Source organism: Amycolatopsis sp. NPDC006131, assembly GCF_040614175.1.
Taxonomy (GTDB): domain Bacteria; phylum Actinomycetota; class Actinomycetes; order Mycobacteriales; family Pseudonocardiaceae; genus Amycolatopsis_E; species Amycolatopsis_E tucumanensis.
This window is the reverse complement of record NZ_JBEXTX010000080.1, coordinates 25,900-38,234: the sequence shown is the minus strand read 5'-3', so window position 1 is coordinate 38,234 and position 12,335 is coordinate 25,900. Positions and strand designations below refer to the sequence as shown.

Below are 12,335 nucleotides of genomic sequence, written 5' to 3'. Positions count from 1 at the left end.
CGCCTACGCCCAGCCCTGGACCTCCAACACCCACCGCCTGACAGCCTTGCCCACCTGGGTCCAGCACTACAACACTGAACGCCCACACTCCGCCCTAACAGCCCACCCACCCATCAGCCGACTGCCCTGACCCTCCACAACCTGTCAGGTCACGACACCTAGAGCGGGCCCATGCGGCTGTCGCCATCGCTCTCCAGGTCGTGACGGTCACCGGCGGGGTCTTGTTCCGGGGTTGGCGGTGGTGAGCTTGGTCTTCCTGCGAAAGGCTTCGTCGTCGACCGCCGCCGGCTGAGCGGCCTTCGCACGAGTTGCCGTGACATGGCACGCCCCAGCACCTACAGCGTCGCTGGTCAAGGCGTACCAGCACTGAGCGCGTTCACACGTGGCGCAGCGCCTGGTTGAGCAGGTTGCCGCTGCGGTCGAGGCAGTCGTCGCAGATCACGGCGCCCGTCTGGGCGCACCGCATGCGCGGCAGGCTGCGCGTGAAGCCGAGGAAGGTGCGCCGGTCGCTGCGATCGCAGAACTCGCACGGCTCTCCCCCGCGCCGCAGGCGTTCCAGGTCGGTGCCGCCGCGGCTGGTGCGTGGCTGCCCGTCGCGGACGAGGCCGAGCCCGGTTTCCACGCAGCGCGCGCAGATCGGGCCGGCCGGGCCGGGGACGCGGCGCTCACCGGCCGCGGGCGGGGTGTCGCAGAACCTGCACCGCATCGTCCGGTCTTCCCGGTCGGGTGGCACCGGAAACCCGCTCACTCGATGCGGGCGATCAGCGCGCCCTGCACGAGCGCGTCGCCCTCCTTGGCCAGCAGCCGCACGACCCCGGCGGCGGGCGCGGAGAGCTCGACGTCGACCTTGTCCACGGCGACCTCGGCGAGCAGGTCGCCCTCGGCGACGCGCTCGCCGTCCTGCACGAACCAGGTCGCCACCACACCCTCGGCGTCCGGGTCCTTCTCCGACAGCAGCGGGAACAGCACTTCGGTCACGTCGCGACCACCTCCGGTGTGGGCAGCACCGGCCGTTCGCACCTCCGCGCTGCCCGGAAACGTCCAGGATGTGACGGCCCGCCCGGTTCTGGCAAGCGCGTACGTTGGGCTTGAACAGCAATCACCAACGGAGGTGAGCGATGCGCACGAGACGTCGGGCACGCTGGGTTCGGATCGAGGCGTGGCACATCCCGGTCCGGCTGGTGACCGGGGCCTTCGTCCTGAACTCGGGCGTGGCCAAGCAGAAGGCCGACGAGACGACGACCGCGCAGCTGCACGGCTTCGCCGCGGGGACGTACCCGCCGGTGAAGCGGGTGCCGCCGCGGAAGTTCGTCCAGGCGCTGTCGGCCGGTGAAATCGCGCTGGGCGCGATGCTGCTGATCCCCGCGGTGCCGCCGCTGGTGGCCGGGGCCGGTCTCACCGCGTTCTCGGCCGGGCTGCTCGGCCTGTACGCGCGCACGCCGGGCCTGCGGCAGGAGAGGTCGATCCAGCCCACCGAGCAGGGCGTCGCGATCGCCAAGGACGTGTGGATGCTCGGCATCGGCGCGTCGCTGGTGCTCGACCACTTCCTGGGGTCACACCGCCGCGAGCGCGCGTAGCGCGGCGCCGAGGTCGCCGGCGGACTCCAGGTGCCGGGCCGCGGACTCGGCCATCGACTTCCGCAGTTCCGGGGTGCCGAGCATCCGCCGGACCGCCGCCGCGAGTTCGCCGTCGGCCTCGCACACGACCGCCAGCCCGGCCTCGGCCATGAGACGGGCGTTGGCGCGGCCGTGCGCGGCGATCGGGCGGTGCATCAGCACGGGACGGCCGCAGGCCAGCGCTTCCAGCCCGGTGGCGCCGCCGGCATTGGTGACCACCACGTCCGCGGCCACGATCCAGGCGGCCATGTCGTCGGTCCAGCCGAGCACGCGCAGCCGCGGGTCGGTGAGCCGGCGCAGTGATCGCGCCAGGCGCTCGTTGCGGCCGCACACCACGACGGGCACCACCGACGGATCGGCCGCCAGCAGTTCGCGGGTGGCGGACTCGACCTGGCCGAAGCCGAGCGAACCGCAGGACACCAGCGCCACGAACGCGTCCGGCGGCAACCCCAGCCGCCGGCGCGCGGCGGCGCGGTCGCCGGGCCGGAACTCGCCGCGCACCGGCGGGGCGGACACCGCGACGAGCGCGTCCGGCACACACCGCACGGCGGGCGGGATCGCCACCGGGTGCATGACGAGGTTGCGGTCGATGCGCCCGTACACCCAGAACGGGTGCGGCGCGAAGTCGGAGATCCACGCCCCCACCGGGGCGCGCAGCCTGCCGCGGCGGCGCAGCCACTCCAGCCCCGCGGTGCCCAGCGGGTAGGTGGACAGCACCAGGTCCGGGTCCCCGATGACCCGCGCCAGGCGGCGGCCGCACCAGGCGCCGGTGAAGCGCTTGCAGGCGGCGGCGAACCAGCGGGAGCGCCACAGCGCCGCGTAGAAGAACTCGTACAGCCACGGCGTGCGGCGCACGTTGGTCACGTAGATCTGCCGGAACAGCGGCCCCACCCAGGCGCCCATCACGTCGAGCGCGTCGAGCCAGCGGACCTCCGCGCCGGGCCACAGCCGGTGCACCGCCTCGGCGAGCGCGCGGCCGGTCGCGTTGTGCCCTTCGCCCATCGTCGCGGACACCACGAGCACCTGTTTCACCGGACCTCCCATGGAGTCAGGCGCGCCGCCCTGGCGGACAGCACGACGATGCCGGCGATCACGACGAGACCGGCCAGGCCCGCGCCGGCGAGCGCGGCCGGGTCGGCGGTCACGATTTCGCCGAGGCACCACACGCCGATGGCGACGCCGACGAGCGGGTCCAGCGCGGTGATCACGGCCAGCGCCGGGGTGAGGAACTCGCCGCGCTGGAAGGTGTTCTGGCTGAGCAGGAACCCCAGCGGCCCGGTCACGCACACCACGTACAGCACCGGGTGGGTGAACGGCGCGGCGAGGCTGTCCCGCGCCTGCCCGGCGACGACCTTCATCAGCCCGGCGGTGACGCCGTAGAGCACGCCGGTGGCGACAGCGAGCCCGAGAACCCGCAGCGCGCCCCGCGCCAGCACCGACACCGCGAGCCCCAGCACCGTCAGCGCCGCCAGCGTCAGCGCCAGCACCACCGGCGCCGGGCCGCGGACGAACGTCGTGCCTTCCTCGCCGGGACGCGCCAGCAGCATCACCGCGGCCAGCCCCGCCACGCACATCAGCGAGCCCGCGCCGAGCACGGCGTCGGGGCGGCGGTGGGCGAGCCGGTCGGCGAAGAACCCGGCGAAGATCAGCGACGTCACCAGCAGGGGTTGCACCACCAGCAGCGGCGCGAAGGCCAGCGCGACCAGTTGCAGCACCAGCCCGGCGACCGTCGCGGCCATCCCGGCCAGCCACAGCGGACGGCGCGCGAGACGGGACAACAGCGCCGGGTCGAGGGTGCGGGTGGTCTCGACCTGTTTGGTGGCGCGCGCCTGCGCCGCACTGGCCAGGCCCATCAGGGCGGCCCCGGCGACCGCGGCGGGCACGGCCACCGCCCAAGCGCTCGGTCCCGTCGGCACCTCGCCCCCTCGGTGTTCGCCCCCGACGGTAGCGGCGGGAACGATCACCGGGGGCCGGGTTCACAAGGGCTTCGGCAGGTCTTCTCTAGACTGCCACCGGTGCAACGGTTTCGGTGGTGGATCGGCGGGGGCGTCCTGCTCTTCGTCCTGGTGCTGGTGGGGATCTTCGTGTTCACGGGGCCGAGCACGCCACCCGGGCCGATCGACCGCCCGGGCCCGCCCGGCACCGGTCCGCTGACGATCGTGTCCATGGGCGACAGCACTCTCTCCGGCGAGGGCGCGGGCAACTACACCGCTGACACCAACGGCGCCAACGGCGACTGGTGCCACCGCTCCCCCAACGCGACGGTGGAGAAGACCGACGTGCCCGGGATCGTGAAGAAGGTGAACCTGGCCTGCTCCGGCGCGCCGGCCGCGCAGGTCGGGCTGGGCGACACCAGGCAGTGGACCGAGCCGTCCCAGGCCGGGCAGCTGGCGGAGCTGGTGAAGACCCACCGGGTCGCGGCGGTCGTGGTCGCGGTGGGCGCCAACGACGACCCGCGCTTCTCGCAGCTGATCTCGCAGTGCTTCCAGGCGTGGTTCATCTCCGGCAACGCGCCCTGCCGCACCGCGATCGCGCCGACCTGGCAGCAGCGGATCGACGCGATGGTGCCGAAAGTGGTGAACGCGCTCGGCGACATCAAGACGGTGCTCGCCCGCGCCGGGTACCAGCCGGAGGACTACCAGCTGGTGCTCCAGTCCTACGCGGCGCCGATCGGGCCGGGGATCCCGGCGAACCTGCAGAACCTCAACGGGTGCCCGTTCCGCACCGAGGACCTGCAGTGGGTGGTCAACGAGGGCGTGCCGGTGCTGTCCCGCGGACTCGCCTCGGCGGCGGCGCAGGCCGGGGCGCGGTTCCTGGACCTGTCCCGCGCCGGGCTGGGGCACGAGGCGTGCAGCGGCGGGGCCGACCCGTCGACGGAGTGGTTCAGCCGGCTGACGCTGCAGCTCAACGACCTCGCCGACGCCGACCGCGCGAGCCATGCCATCCAGGAATCGTTCCACCCCAACGCCAACGGGCACGCCCAGTTCGGCCGGTGCCTGACCGAGTTCCTGGCGACGTCCGGCCCGGCGGCCGCATGCCTGAAGGGCCAGGACGGCAACCTCCACCCGGCGGCCACGGTGACCGCCGGGTAGTGCTTTTGATCCAAAGATCAAGTGATGGTCGTCGCCGGACGGGCAGGCTCCAGGATGACCAAGAAGCGCCTCGTCGTGCATGGACGAGGGGGCGCCGGGTGGTCATCCCGCCGCGTTCCGGTTCGTGCGTATCACGCTGAGCCAGACCTACAAGATTGCATCGGCGGCCTGGGGCGCGGGCCTGGCTCAAGATGATCGTTGCGGCGTCACGCCACGGATGACAGCCCGCCTCGGCTGTGTTCCGGGCACGGCGCTGCGCGCCCGCTCGACGATCCAGGGCCCTACAAGTCCAGCGCCGCGCGCAGGGCGATGTCCACCTGCTCCTGCGTCTGCTGGTCGATCTCGGCGATCCGTTCCACCAGCCACCCGCGGTAGAGGCGGGTCAGGAACAGCGTGGAGATCCAGAACCGGCTGTCCAGCGCGACGCCGAGGATGTCCTGCGGGTCCTCCTCCAGCAGTTCGGTGCCGATGAGCCAGGGGCGTTCCGACTCGTTGACGCCGTCGGAGGACAGCAGCAGCACCGTGCGTTCCCGGGACGGCTGGGTGGGCGGCTTGTACGCCCAGATCTCGCCTTTACGCACCCAGGTCCTTTTCCGCCGCGGCCAGTTCCGCCTCGTCGGCCGCGGCCAGCGCCTCCGCGTCGTGCCGGGCCGGGGCGCGGTAGCCGGTGCGGACGGCCTCTCGCCGGGCGGCGCGCGACAGCCACGCCGACAACGAGATCCCGTGCGCCTTCGCGGCGCGCTCGGCGTACTCGATCGCCGCCGTGTCGAGCGAGAGCGTGACCTTACGAGTTGCCATACCTTTTATCGTACCCTTCGCACGGCGTTTGTCACACCGTCGGCGGACGGCCCTCGAACGGCGTGGACAGCACCACCGTCGTCCGCGTCGACACCTTCGCCGCCTCCCGGATCCGCCGCAGCAGGTCCTCCAAATCACGCGGCGACGCCACGCGCACCAGCAGGATGTAGGACTCGTCGCCGGCCACCGAGTAACACGACTCGATCTCCCGGATGTGCTCGATCCGCTGCGGGTAGTCGTCCGGCGCGGCCGGATCGTTGGGGGTCAGCGAGATCAGCGCGGTCAGCGGCAGCCCGATCTGCTCGCTGTCCAGCCGCGCCACGTACCCCTGGATCACGCCGCGCTGCTCCAGCCGCCGCACGCGCTGGTGCACCGCCGACACCGACAGCCCCACCCGCTCGGCCAGGTCGGTGAAGGAGCAGCGGCCGTCGCCGGCCAGCTCCCGCGCGATCGCCTGGTCCAGCGGCTCCAGCGGCCCGCTCACGAGTCGAGCACGACGAGCTCGTGCGGGCGCTGGTTGAGTGCTTCGACCCCGTCGGCGGTGACCACGACGATGTCCTCGATGCGGGCGCCCCACCGGCCGGGCTGGTAGATGCCCGGCTCGACGCTGAACGCCATCCCCGGCTCCAGGACCAGGTCGTTGCCCGCCACGATGTAGGGCTCCTCGTGCACGTCGAGCCCGATGCCGTGCCCGGTGCGGTGGATGAAGAACTCCCCGTACCCGGCGTCGGCGATGATCTCGCGCGCCGCGGCGTCGACGGACTGGGCGGGAACGCCCGGCCGCACCGCTTCGACCGCCGCCTGCTGCGCGCGCTGCAGCACCGCGTAGGTCTCGGCCACGTCGGCGTCGCGCGGCTCGCCCACGGCGTAGGTGCGGGTGGAGTCGGAGTTGTAGCCCTCGGGGATCGGGCCGCCGATGTCGACCACCACCACGTCGCCGCGCTCGATGACGCGGCCGGACACGTCGTGGTGCGGGCTGGCACCGTTGGGGCCGGAGCCGACGATCACGAAGTCGGCGTGCAGGTGGCCCTCCTCGACGATCGCGGCGGCGATGTCGGCGCCCACCTCGGCCTCGGTGCGGCCGGGCCGCAGCCACTCGGCGATGCGGGCGTGCACCCGGTCGATCGCGGCGCCGGCGCGGCGCAGCGCGTCGATCTCGGCGGCGTCCTTGCGCATCCGCAGCTCGCGGATCACCGGGCCGGCCAGCGTCTGCTCGGCGGAGCCGAGCGCGGCGCGGAACGCGAGCACGTGCAGCGCGATCAGCCCGTCGCTGACCGCGACGCGGCCGGGCTTGCCGAGCCGGTCGGCGACCATGCGGTAGGGGTCCTCGCCGTCGACCCAGGTGACCACCTCGACGCCCAGATCGCCGGTGGGCACCGCCGCGTAGCCGGGGGCCTCCAGCGTCGGCACGACCAGCGCCGGGGTGCCCTCGGCCGGCACCACGAGGGTCGTCAGCCGCTCGAAGGAGCCACCGGCCTCGCCGAGCAGGTACCGCAGGTCCGAGCCCGGCGCGATGAGCAGGGCGTCGGCGCCGGCGTCGGCGGTGGCCGCGCTGGCCCGCTCCAGGCGGGCGCGCAGGGTTTCCGGGGCGGGTGCTGGGATCGCGGTTGAGCGGGACGACATGCCACGCAGCGTATCTGGCCCCGGCCGGGACCGCGTCTGGCAGGCTGTGGTCCGTGACACTTGCCCTGCTGGATTCCGCGAGCCTGTACTTCCGCTCGTTCCACGCGCTGCCTGAGTCGATGACCGCGCCGGACGGGACGCCGGTCAACGCGGTGCGCGGGTTCACCGACACGCTGGCCCGGATCGTCACCGACCGGCGCCCGACGCGGCTCGTCGCGTGCCTGGACGCGGACTGGCGCCCGAAGTTCCGCACCGATCTGCTGCCCAGCTACAAGGCGCACCGGGTGGCCGACGCCGACGCGAACGCGGAGGAGGTGCCGGACACGCTCACCCCGCAGGTGCCGATCATCCTGGAGGTGCTGCAGGCGTTCGGGTTCGCCACCGCCGAGGCCGACGGGTACGAGGCCGACGACGTGATCGGCGCCCTGACCGCGCGGGAGAAGACCGACCCGGTGGAGGTGATCACCGGCGACCGGGACCTGTTCCAGCTGGTGCGCACCGAGCCGACCCCGGCGTCGGTGGTCTACGTGGGCAAGGGCTGGGCCAAGGCCGAGGTGCTCGGCCCGCCCGAGATCGCCGAGCGCTACGGCGTGCCGGTGGACGGCGCCGGGCAGGCGTACGCGGACATGGCCGTGCTGCGCGGCGACCCGTCCGACGGGCTGCCGGGGGTGGCCGGGATCGGCGAGAAGACCGCGGCGAAGCTGATCACCCAGTTCGGCTCGCTCGACGGGCTGATCGCCGCGGCCGCCGCGGGCAGCGCGGACGTGCCGCCGAAGACGCGGCAGCGGCTCGCCGAGGCCGAGGAGTACCTGCGGGCGGCGCCCACGGTGGTCCAGGTCGCCGCCGACGCGCCGGTGTCGCTGTCCGGCTCCGACGCGGTGCCCGCCTCGCCCGCGGACCCGGACCGGGTGCTGGAGCTGGCCGAGCGGTGGAACCTGGGCAGCTCGGCGACCCGCCTGGTCAAGGCCCTCACCGCGAACGCCCGCTGACCCGGCCTGCGTGCCGGGCCGGGTCAGCCTCCGGAGGGGGCCGCGATCTCCGAGCCCGGCTGGGAAACTCACGCGCGCCCGTGCAGGATCCGCGCTCGTCCCGCGCCCGCGGCTCGCGCCGGTGGGCGCGGCTTGCGCCGGTGGGCGCGTGACGAGCGCCCGCGACGGTGGCACCCGAGTGCAGCGGCGATAGGCGACCGAGCGCGGCGGCCACGGCGGTCAGCCGCCGGAGGCGGCGGCCGCCCGGTGGGACTGGATCGTCTTCCGCAGCGCCTTCACCACCGGCTCCACGGGGCGGCCCAGCTCGGCCAGCCGGCCCTTGTACTGGCGCCGTTCGGAGCGGGTGAAGACCGTGCGCAGTTCGGCGGTGCCGGCCAGGGCGCAGAGCGCGCCGAGGAGCGGGTCCACCCGGTACGCGGGCTGCCCGCCGCGCACGGCGCGCCGCACCTCCTCCGCCAGCCGCTTGATTTCGTGCGGCCGGCGCGGCGTCACCCGGTGCACCGGGAACAGGCCGAGCACGCGCCGTGAGTCGACCTTGATCACCTGTTCGGCGGCCAGGTGCTCACGCACCAAGGGCGCGATTCGGCTGGCGCGCCGGGACACCCACCGCCGCCACGACCGGGGCGTGCTGTGGGTGATCTCCAGCAGGACCAGGTCGAGCACCGGGTCCAGCCCGGGCGCCGGCGCGGCCGGCGCCGCCTTGCCGCCGTCGTCGACGAGGAAACCGCCGAGCACCAGGTCGGCCAGCGCCGCGGCCCGCAGGGCGTAGCCCAGTTCGGACCGCGACGTCAGGCGGTTCTTGTCCGTGTCGTAGGCCAGCAGGAAGAGCCGCGCGGCCAGCGAGTCAGGCTTGTCCATCCTCGTCCCCCTTCTTCGGGCGTCCCCGCGGGCGCATGCGCCCCACCTCGCGGGGCAGCCGCCCGGCGTCCGCGAGTGCCTTGCGCAGCAGGAACTCGATCTGCGCGTTGGTGCTGCGCAGCTCGTCGGCCGCCCAGCGCGCCAGCGCGTCGTGCACGGCCGGGTCGAGCCGCAGCAGGATCTTCTTCCGTTCGGCCGGCATCTACTGGTACAGCGTCCCGGTGTTGACGACCGGCTGCGCGTCGCGGTCGCCGACGAGCACCACGAGCAGGTTGCTCACCATCGTGGCCTTGCGTTCCTCGTCGAGCTCGACGACGTCGTGCCGGGCGAGCCGGTCCAGCGCCATCTCCACCATGCCGACCGCGCCTTCCACGATGCGCTGACGCGCGGCCACCACGGCACCGGCCTGCTGGCGCCGCAGCATCGCCTGCGCGATCTCCGGGGCGTAGGCGAGGTGGGTGATGCGGGATTCGATGATCTTCACGCCGGCCGAGGCGACGCGCGTGGCGATCTCCGCGGACAGCTTTTCGGTGATCTCGTCGCCGTTGTCCCGCAACGACAAGCGCGCCGTGTCGGCGTTGTCGTAGGGGTAGGCGTTGGCGATGTGCCGGACGGCGGTCTCGCTCTGGATGGCGACGAACTCGACGAAGTCGTCGACCTCGAACACGGCCTGCGCGGTGTCGGCGACCTGCCACACCACGACCGCGGCGATCTCGATCGGGTTGCCGTCGGCCTCGTTGACCTTCGCCACCCCGGTCTCGTGGTTGCGGATGCGCGTGGAGACCTTGCGCCGCTGGGTGAAGGGGTTGACCCACTGCAGCCCGGCGGTGCGCAGCGTCCCCACGTAGCGGCCGAGCAGCTGCACCACCCGCGCCTCGCCCGGCGCGACCGGGGTCAGCCCGCCGAGGAGCACGAGCCCGGCGAGCACGGCGACCGCGCCCGCGACGAGCATCCCGGCCGAGCCGTCGCTGGTGGCCAGCAGCACGACCCCGCCCGCCACCAGCACCACCGCGACGCCCAGCATCACGAAGCCGTTGACCGCGCGCACCAGGCGTTCCCGCGTCTGCGGCGCCGGCATGTCCACGACGGTTTCCATTGACCGCTCCCCTCAGTTCCTTGCCCCGATGGCTTCAATGTAGCATAGTGATATCACTTTTCCACTGGGATGCGGAATGGGGGACGACGTGGCGGACAGGCAACTGGAGATCGACGGCCTGACGAAGCGGTACGGCGAACGGCTGGCGTTGTCGGACATGACGTTCGACGTGCGCGCCGGTGAGCTGTTCGGGTTCGTGGGCAGCAACGGCGCGGGCAAGACCACGACGATGCGGATCGTGCTGGGGGTACTGGCGGCCGACGACGGGCAGGTGCGCTGGGACGGCGCGCCGGTGACGCTGGAGACCCGGCGGCACATCGGCTACATGCCCGAGGAGCGCGGGCTGTACCCGAAGATGAAGGTCGGCGAGCAGCTGGTCTACCTCGCGCGGCTGCACGGGATGCCGGCCGCGGAGGCGCGCCGGTCGGTGGAGACCTGGACCGAGCGGCTCGGGGTCGCCGCCCGCCGCGACGACGAGGTGCAGAAGCTGAGCCTGGGCAACCAGCAGCGGGTGCAGCTGGCCGCGGCGCTGGTGCACGACCCGGCGATCCTGGTGCTCGACGAGCCGTTCTCCGGGCTGGACCCGGTCGCGGTCGACGTGATGAGCCAGGTGCTGCGCGAGAAGGCCGCCGAGGGCGTGCCGGTGGTGTTCTCCAGCCACCAGCTGGACCTGGTCGAGCGGTTGTGCGACCGGATCGGGATCGTGCGGGACGGGCGGATGGTCGCCTGCGGCACGGTCGGCGAACTGCAGGCGGGCTCGACGGTGCGGCTGCTGGTGGAGGCGCCTGCCGCGGCGCCCGGCTGGGCCGACGGGCTGCCCGGGGTGTCGGTGATCCGGCACGAGGACGGCCGCACCGAGCTGGAACTGGCCGACGGCGCCGACGACCAGGCCGTGCTGCGCGCGGCGCTGGCGAGCGGGCCGGTGCACGAGTTCGCGCGGCGGCGGCAGTCGCTGACCGAACTGTTCCGGCACGTCGTGACGACCGAGGAGGTGGCGGCGTGAACCGGGACGGCTGGACGGGCGTTTCGCTCGTCGCGTCACGTGAGATCGGCATCCGGTTGCGGTCCAAGGCCTACCGGCTGAGCACGCTGGCGCTGCTGGTGGTCATCGTCGGGTTCGCGGTCGTGATGAAGTTGATCGGCGGCGGCAGCGGCGCGGACGCCACGGTCGGCGTCACCGGGCCGACGTCGGCGCTGGCCGCGCCGCTGCAGGCCGCGGGGCAGGCGGTCGGCGAGACCGTCGAGGTGCGCACGCTGCCCGACGAGGCCGCGGGACGCACCCAGGTGAGCGACGGCGACCTGGACGCCCTGCTGGTCGGCGACGGCTCGCGGGTACGGGTCGTGGTGAAGAAGGACCTCGACGAGAACCTGCGCACCGCGCTCAACGTGCTGGCCGGGCAGCTCGCCCTCAACCAGCAGATCACCGCGCTCGGCGGCGATCCGGCGCAGGTCAACGCGGCGGTGTCCGGCGCGGGGGTCGAGGTCTCGCCGATGGAGCAGCCCTACCCCTACAACGGCCAGCAGCTCGTGCTCGGGATCGTCGCCGGCATCCTGATCTACATGTCACTGCTGCTCAACGGCCAGTCGGTGGCGCAGGGCGTGGTCGAAGAGAAGACCAGCCGCGTGGTCGAGCTGCTGCTGGCGACGGTGCGGCCGTGGCAGCTGATGGCCGGGAAGGTGCTGGGCATCGGCGCGGTCGGGCTGATCCAGATGGTCCTGATCGGGGTGGTCGGGATCGTCGCGGGACTGGCCACCGACGTGCTGACGATCTCGGTGTCGGCCGCGGCGGGCACCGTGGTGTGGCTGATCGTGTGGTACCTGCTGGGGTTCCTGATGTACTCGATCGTGTTCGCCGGGCTGGGCGCGCTGGTGTCGCGGCAGGAGGACGTGGGCGGCGCGGTCACGCCGGCGCTGTTCTTCGTCATCGCCGGGTACGTCGTGGGCATTTCGGTGCTGCCCTCGAACCCGGGCAGCGGGCTGGTGGCGTTGCTGTCGGTGATCCCGGTGTTCGCGCCGACGCTGATGCCGATGCGCCTGGCGATGGGCGGGGTGGCGCCGTGGGAGGCGATCCTGTCGGTCGCCCTGGTCGTGGCGCTGATCCCGGTGCTGGTGTGGCTGTCGGCGCGGATCTACCGCAACGCCGTGCTGCGCACCGGCGCGAAGGTCGGCTTCCGCGAGGCGCTGCGCGCGGCGTAGGAGCGCAAGAACGGAGAAGACCGGCGGGCCGGCGGGTTCTAAGGTCGGACGTGAGCCGGCCCCGCCT

General features: G+C 73.1%; 17 protein-coding genes. 6 read left to right on the top strand and 11 right to left on the bottom strand.

Annotated elements, in window-relative coordinates:
- On the top strand, positions 1 to 130 hold a 130-nt coding region (locus ABZ215_RS31315; RefSeq protein ID WP_354953720.1), incomplete at its 5' end, for an integrase core domain-containing protein.
- Between the two features lie 246 nt (positions 131 to 376).
- Here the strand turns inward: ABZ215_RS31315 and ABZ215_RS31310 are convergent.
- Positions 377 to 706 carry a hypothetical protein gene (locus ABZ215_RS31310; protein WP_051123517.1) on the bottom strand — a complete coding sequence of 110 codons (330 nt, stop codon included), beginning with the start codon at positions 704 to 706 and terminating at the stop codon, positions 377 to 379.
- 38 nt (positions 707 to 744) lie between these two features.
- A complete protein-coding gene (locus ABZ215_RS31305) occupies positions 745 to 978 on the bottom strand; it encodes a lipoyl domain-containing protein (RefSeq protein WP_354711264.1) in 234 nt (77 codons plus the stop codon).
- A gap of 140 nt (positions 979 to 1,118) precedes the next feature.
- Here ABZ215_RS31305 and ABZ215_RS31300 point away from each other — a divergent pair, with 140 nt between their 5' ends.
- On the top strand, positions 1,119 to 1,577 hold the full coding sequence (locus ABZ215_RS31300; protein ID WP_354711266.1) for a hypothetical protein: 459 nt from the start codon (positions 1,119 to 1,121) through the stop codon (positions 1,575 to 1,577).
- On the opposite strand, the gene ABZ215_RS31295 is transcribed toward ABZ215_RS31300, so the two are convergent.
- Positions 1,554 to 2,648 (bottom strand): glycosyltransferase, encoded by a 1,095-nt coding sequence (locus tag ABZ215_RS31295; RefSeq protein ID WP_354953716.1) that lies wholly within the window; start codon positions 2,646 to 2,648, stop codon positions 1,554 to 1,556. The genes ABZ215_RS31300 and ABZ215_RS31295 overlap by 24 nt on opposite strands.
- Positions 2,645 to 3,532, bottom strand: a complete 888-nt coding sequence (locus tag ABZ215_RS31290; RefSeq protein WP_354953714.1) for a DMT family transporter — start codon at positions 3,530 to 3,532, stop codon at positions 2,645 to 2,647. The genes ABZ215_RS31295 and ABZ215_RS31290 overlap by 4 nt, the downstream gene beginning before the upstream one ends.
- 99 nt (positions 3,533 to 3,631) lie before the next feature.
- Between ABZ215_RS31290 and ABZ215_RS31285 the strand changes: the two genes are divergently transcribed.
- Complete coding sequence (locus ABZ215_RS31285) at positions 3,632 to 4,708, top strand: GDSL-type esterase/lipase family protein (protein WP_354953712.1); 1,077 nt, start codon at positions 3,632 to 3,634, stop codon at positions 4,706 to 4,708.
- 281 nt (positions 4,709 to 4,989) lie between these two features.
- Here the strand turns inward: ABZ215_RS31285 and ABZ215_RS31280 are convergent, their stop codons facing one another.
- Genes ABZ215_RS31280 through ABZ215_RS31265 form a run of 4 tightly spaced genes read right to left on the bottom strand, consistent with a single transcriptional unit; the run spans position 4,990 to position 7,129 of the window.
- Positions 4,990 to 5,289 (bottom strand): hypothetical protein, encoded by a 300-nt coding sequence (locus ABZ215_RS31280; RefSeq protein WP_020417852.1) that lies wholly within the window; start codon positions 5,287 to 5,289, stop codon positions 4,990 to 4,992.
- Complete coding sequence (locus ABZ215_RS31275) at positions 5,282 to 5,506, bottom strand: hypothetical protein (RefSeq protein ID WP_027929834.1); 225 nt, start codon at positions 5,504 to 5,506, stop codon at positions 5,282 to 5,284. The genes ABZ215_RS31280 and ABZ215_RS31275 overlap by 8 nt, the downstream gene beginning before the upstream one ends.
- Positions 5,507 to 5,537: 31 nt before the next feature.
- On the bottom strand, positions 5,538 to 5,990 hold the full coding sequence (locus tag ABZ215_RS31270) for an Lrp/AsnC family transcriptional regulator (RefSeq protein WP_017982434.1): 453 nt from the start codon (positions 5,988 to 5,990) through the stop codon (positions 5,538 to 5,540).
- Entirely contained in the window at positions 5,987 to 7,129 is a 1,143-nt protein-coding gene (locus ABZ215_RS31265) for a Xaa-Pro peptidase family protein (protein WP_354953710.1), read from the bottom strand. The genes ABZ215_RS31270 and ABZ215_RS31265 overlap by 4 nt, the downstream gene beginning before the upstream one ends.
- Positions 7,130 to 7,182: 53 nt before the next feature.
- On the opposite strand from ABZ215_RS31265, the gene ABZ215_RS31260 reads away from it, so the two are divergent.
- Positions 7,183 to 8,118 carry a 5'-3' exonuclease gene (locus tag ABZ215_RS31260; RefSeq protein ID WP_020417849.1) on the top strand — a complete coding sequence of 312 codons (936 nt, stop codon included), beginning with the start codon at positions 7,183 to 7,185 and terminating at the stop codon, positions 8,116 to 8,118.
- Between the two features lie 219 nt (positions 8,119 to 8,337).
- Here the strand turns inward: ABZ215_RS31260 and ABZ215_RS31255 are convergent, their stop codons facing one another.
- The 3 genes from ABZ215_RS31255 to ABZ215_RS31245 are packed head-to-tail and all read right to left on the bottom strand — an operon-like array spanning position 8,338 to position 10,072.
- Complete coding sequence (locus ABZ215_RS31255; RefSeq protein WP_354953708.1) at positions 8,338 to 8,976, bottom strand: GPP34 family phosphoprotein; 639 nt, start codon at positions 8,974 to 8,976, stop codon at positions 8,338 to 8,340.
- On the bottom strand, positions 8,963 to 9,178 hold the full coding sequence (locus ABZ215_RS31250; RefSeq protein WP_020417847.1) for a hypothetical protein: 216 nt from the start codon (positions 9,176 to 9,178) through the stop codon (positions 8,963 to 8,965). The genes ABZ215_RS31255 and ABZ215_RS31250 overlap by 14 nt, the downstream gene beginning before the upstream one ends.
- Positions 9,179 to 10,072, bottom strand: a complete 894-nt coding sequence (locus tag ABZ215_RS31245; RefSeq protein WP_020417846.1) for an SPFH domain-containing protein — start codon at positions 10,070 to 10,072, stop codon at positions 9,179 to 9,181.
- A gap of 76 nt (positions 10,073 to 10,148) precedes the next feature.
- On the opposite strand from ABZ215_RS31245, the gene ABZ215_RS31240 reads away from it, so the two are divergent.
- Entirely contained in the window at positions 10,149 to 11,075 is a 927-nt protein-coding gene (locus ABZ215_RS31240; protein ID WP_354953706.1) for an ATP-binding cassette domain-containing protein, read from the top strand.
- Positions 11,072 to 12,268: an ABC transporter permease gene (locus tag ABZ215_RS31235; protein ID WP_354953704.1), complete on the top strand. Its 1,197-nt coding sequence runs from the start codon at positions 11,072 to 11,074 to the stop codon at positions 12,266 to 12,268. The genes ABZ215_RS31240 and ABZ215_RS31235 overlap by 4 nt, the downstream gene beginning before the upstream one ends.
- Positions 12,269 to 12,335: the final 67 nt, after the last annotated feature.

What these genes read in the sequence shown, in the direction of transcription:
- ABZ215_RS31265 (WP_354953710.1), bottom strand. Translation starts at nt 7,129, where the DNA reads ATGTCGTCCCGCTCAACCGCGATCCCAGCACCCGCCCCGGAAACCCTG.
- ABZ215_RS31240 (WP_354953706.1), top strand. Translation starts at nt 10,149, where the DNA reads ATGGGGGACGACGTGGCGGACAGGCAACTGGAGATCGACGGCCTGACG.
- ABZ215_RS31250 (WP_020417847.1), bottom strand. Translation starts at nt 9,178, where the DNA reads ATGCCGGCCGAACGGAAGAAGATCCTGCTGCGGCTCGACCCGGCCGTG.
- ABZ215_RS31255 (WP_354953708.1), bottom strand. Translation starts at nt 8,976, where the DNA reads ATGGACAAGCCTGACTCGCTGGCCGCGCGGCTCTTCCTGCTGGCCTAC.
- ABZ215_RS31275 (WP_027929834.1), bottom strand. Translation starts at nt 5,506, where the DNA reads ATGGCAACTCGTAAGGTCACGCTCTCGCTCGACACGGCGGCGATCGAG.
- ABZ215_RS31310 (WP_051123517.1), bottom strand. Translation starts at nt 706, where the DNA reads ATGCGGTGCAGGTTCTGCGACACCCCGCCCGCGGCCGGTGAGCGCCGC.
- ABZ215_RS31245 (WP_020417846.1), bottom strand. Translation starts at nt 10,072, where the DNA reads ATGGAAACCGTCGTGGACATGCCGGCGCCGCAGACGCGGGAACGCCTG.
- ABZ215_RS31300 (WP_354711266.1), top strand. Translation starts at nt 1,119, where the DNA reads ATGCGCACGAGACGTCGGGCACGCTGGGTTCGGATCGAGGCGTGGCAC.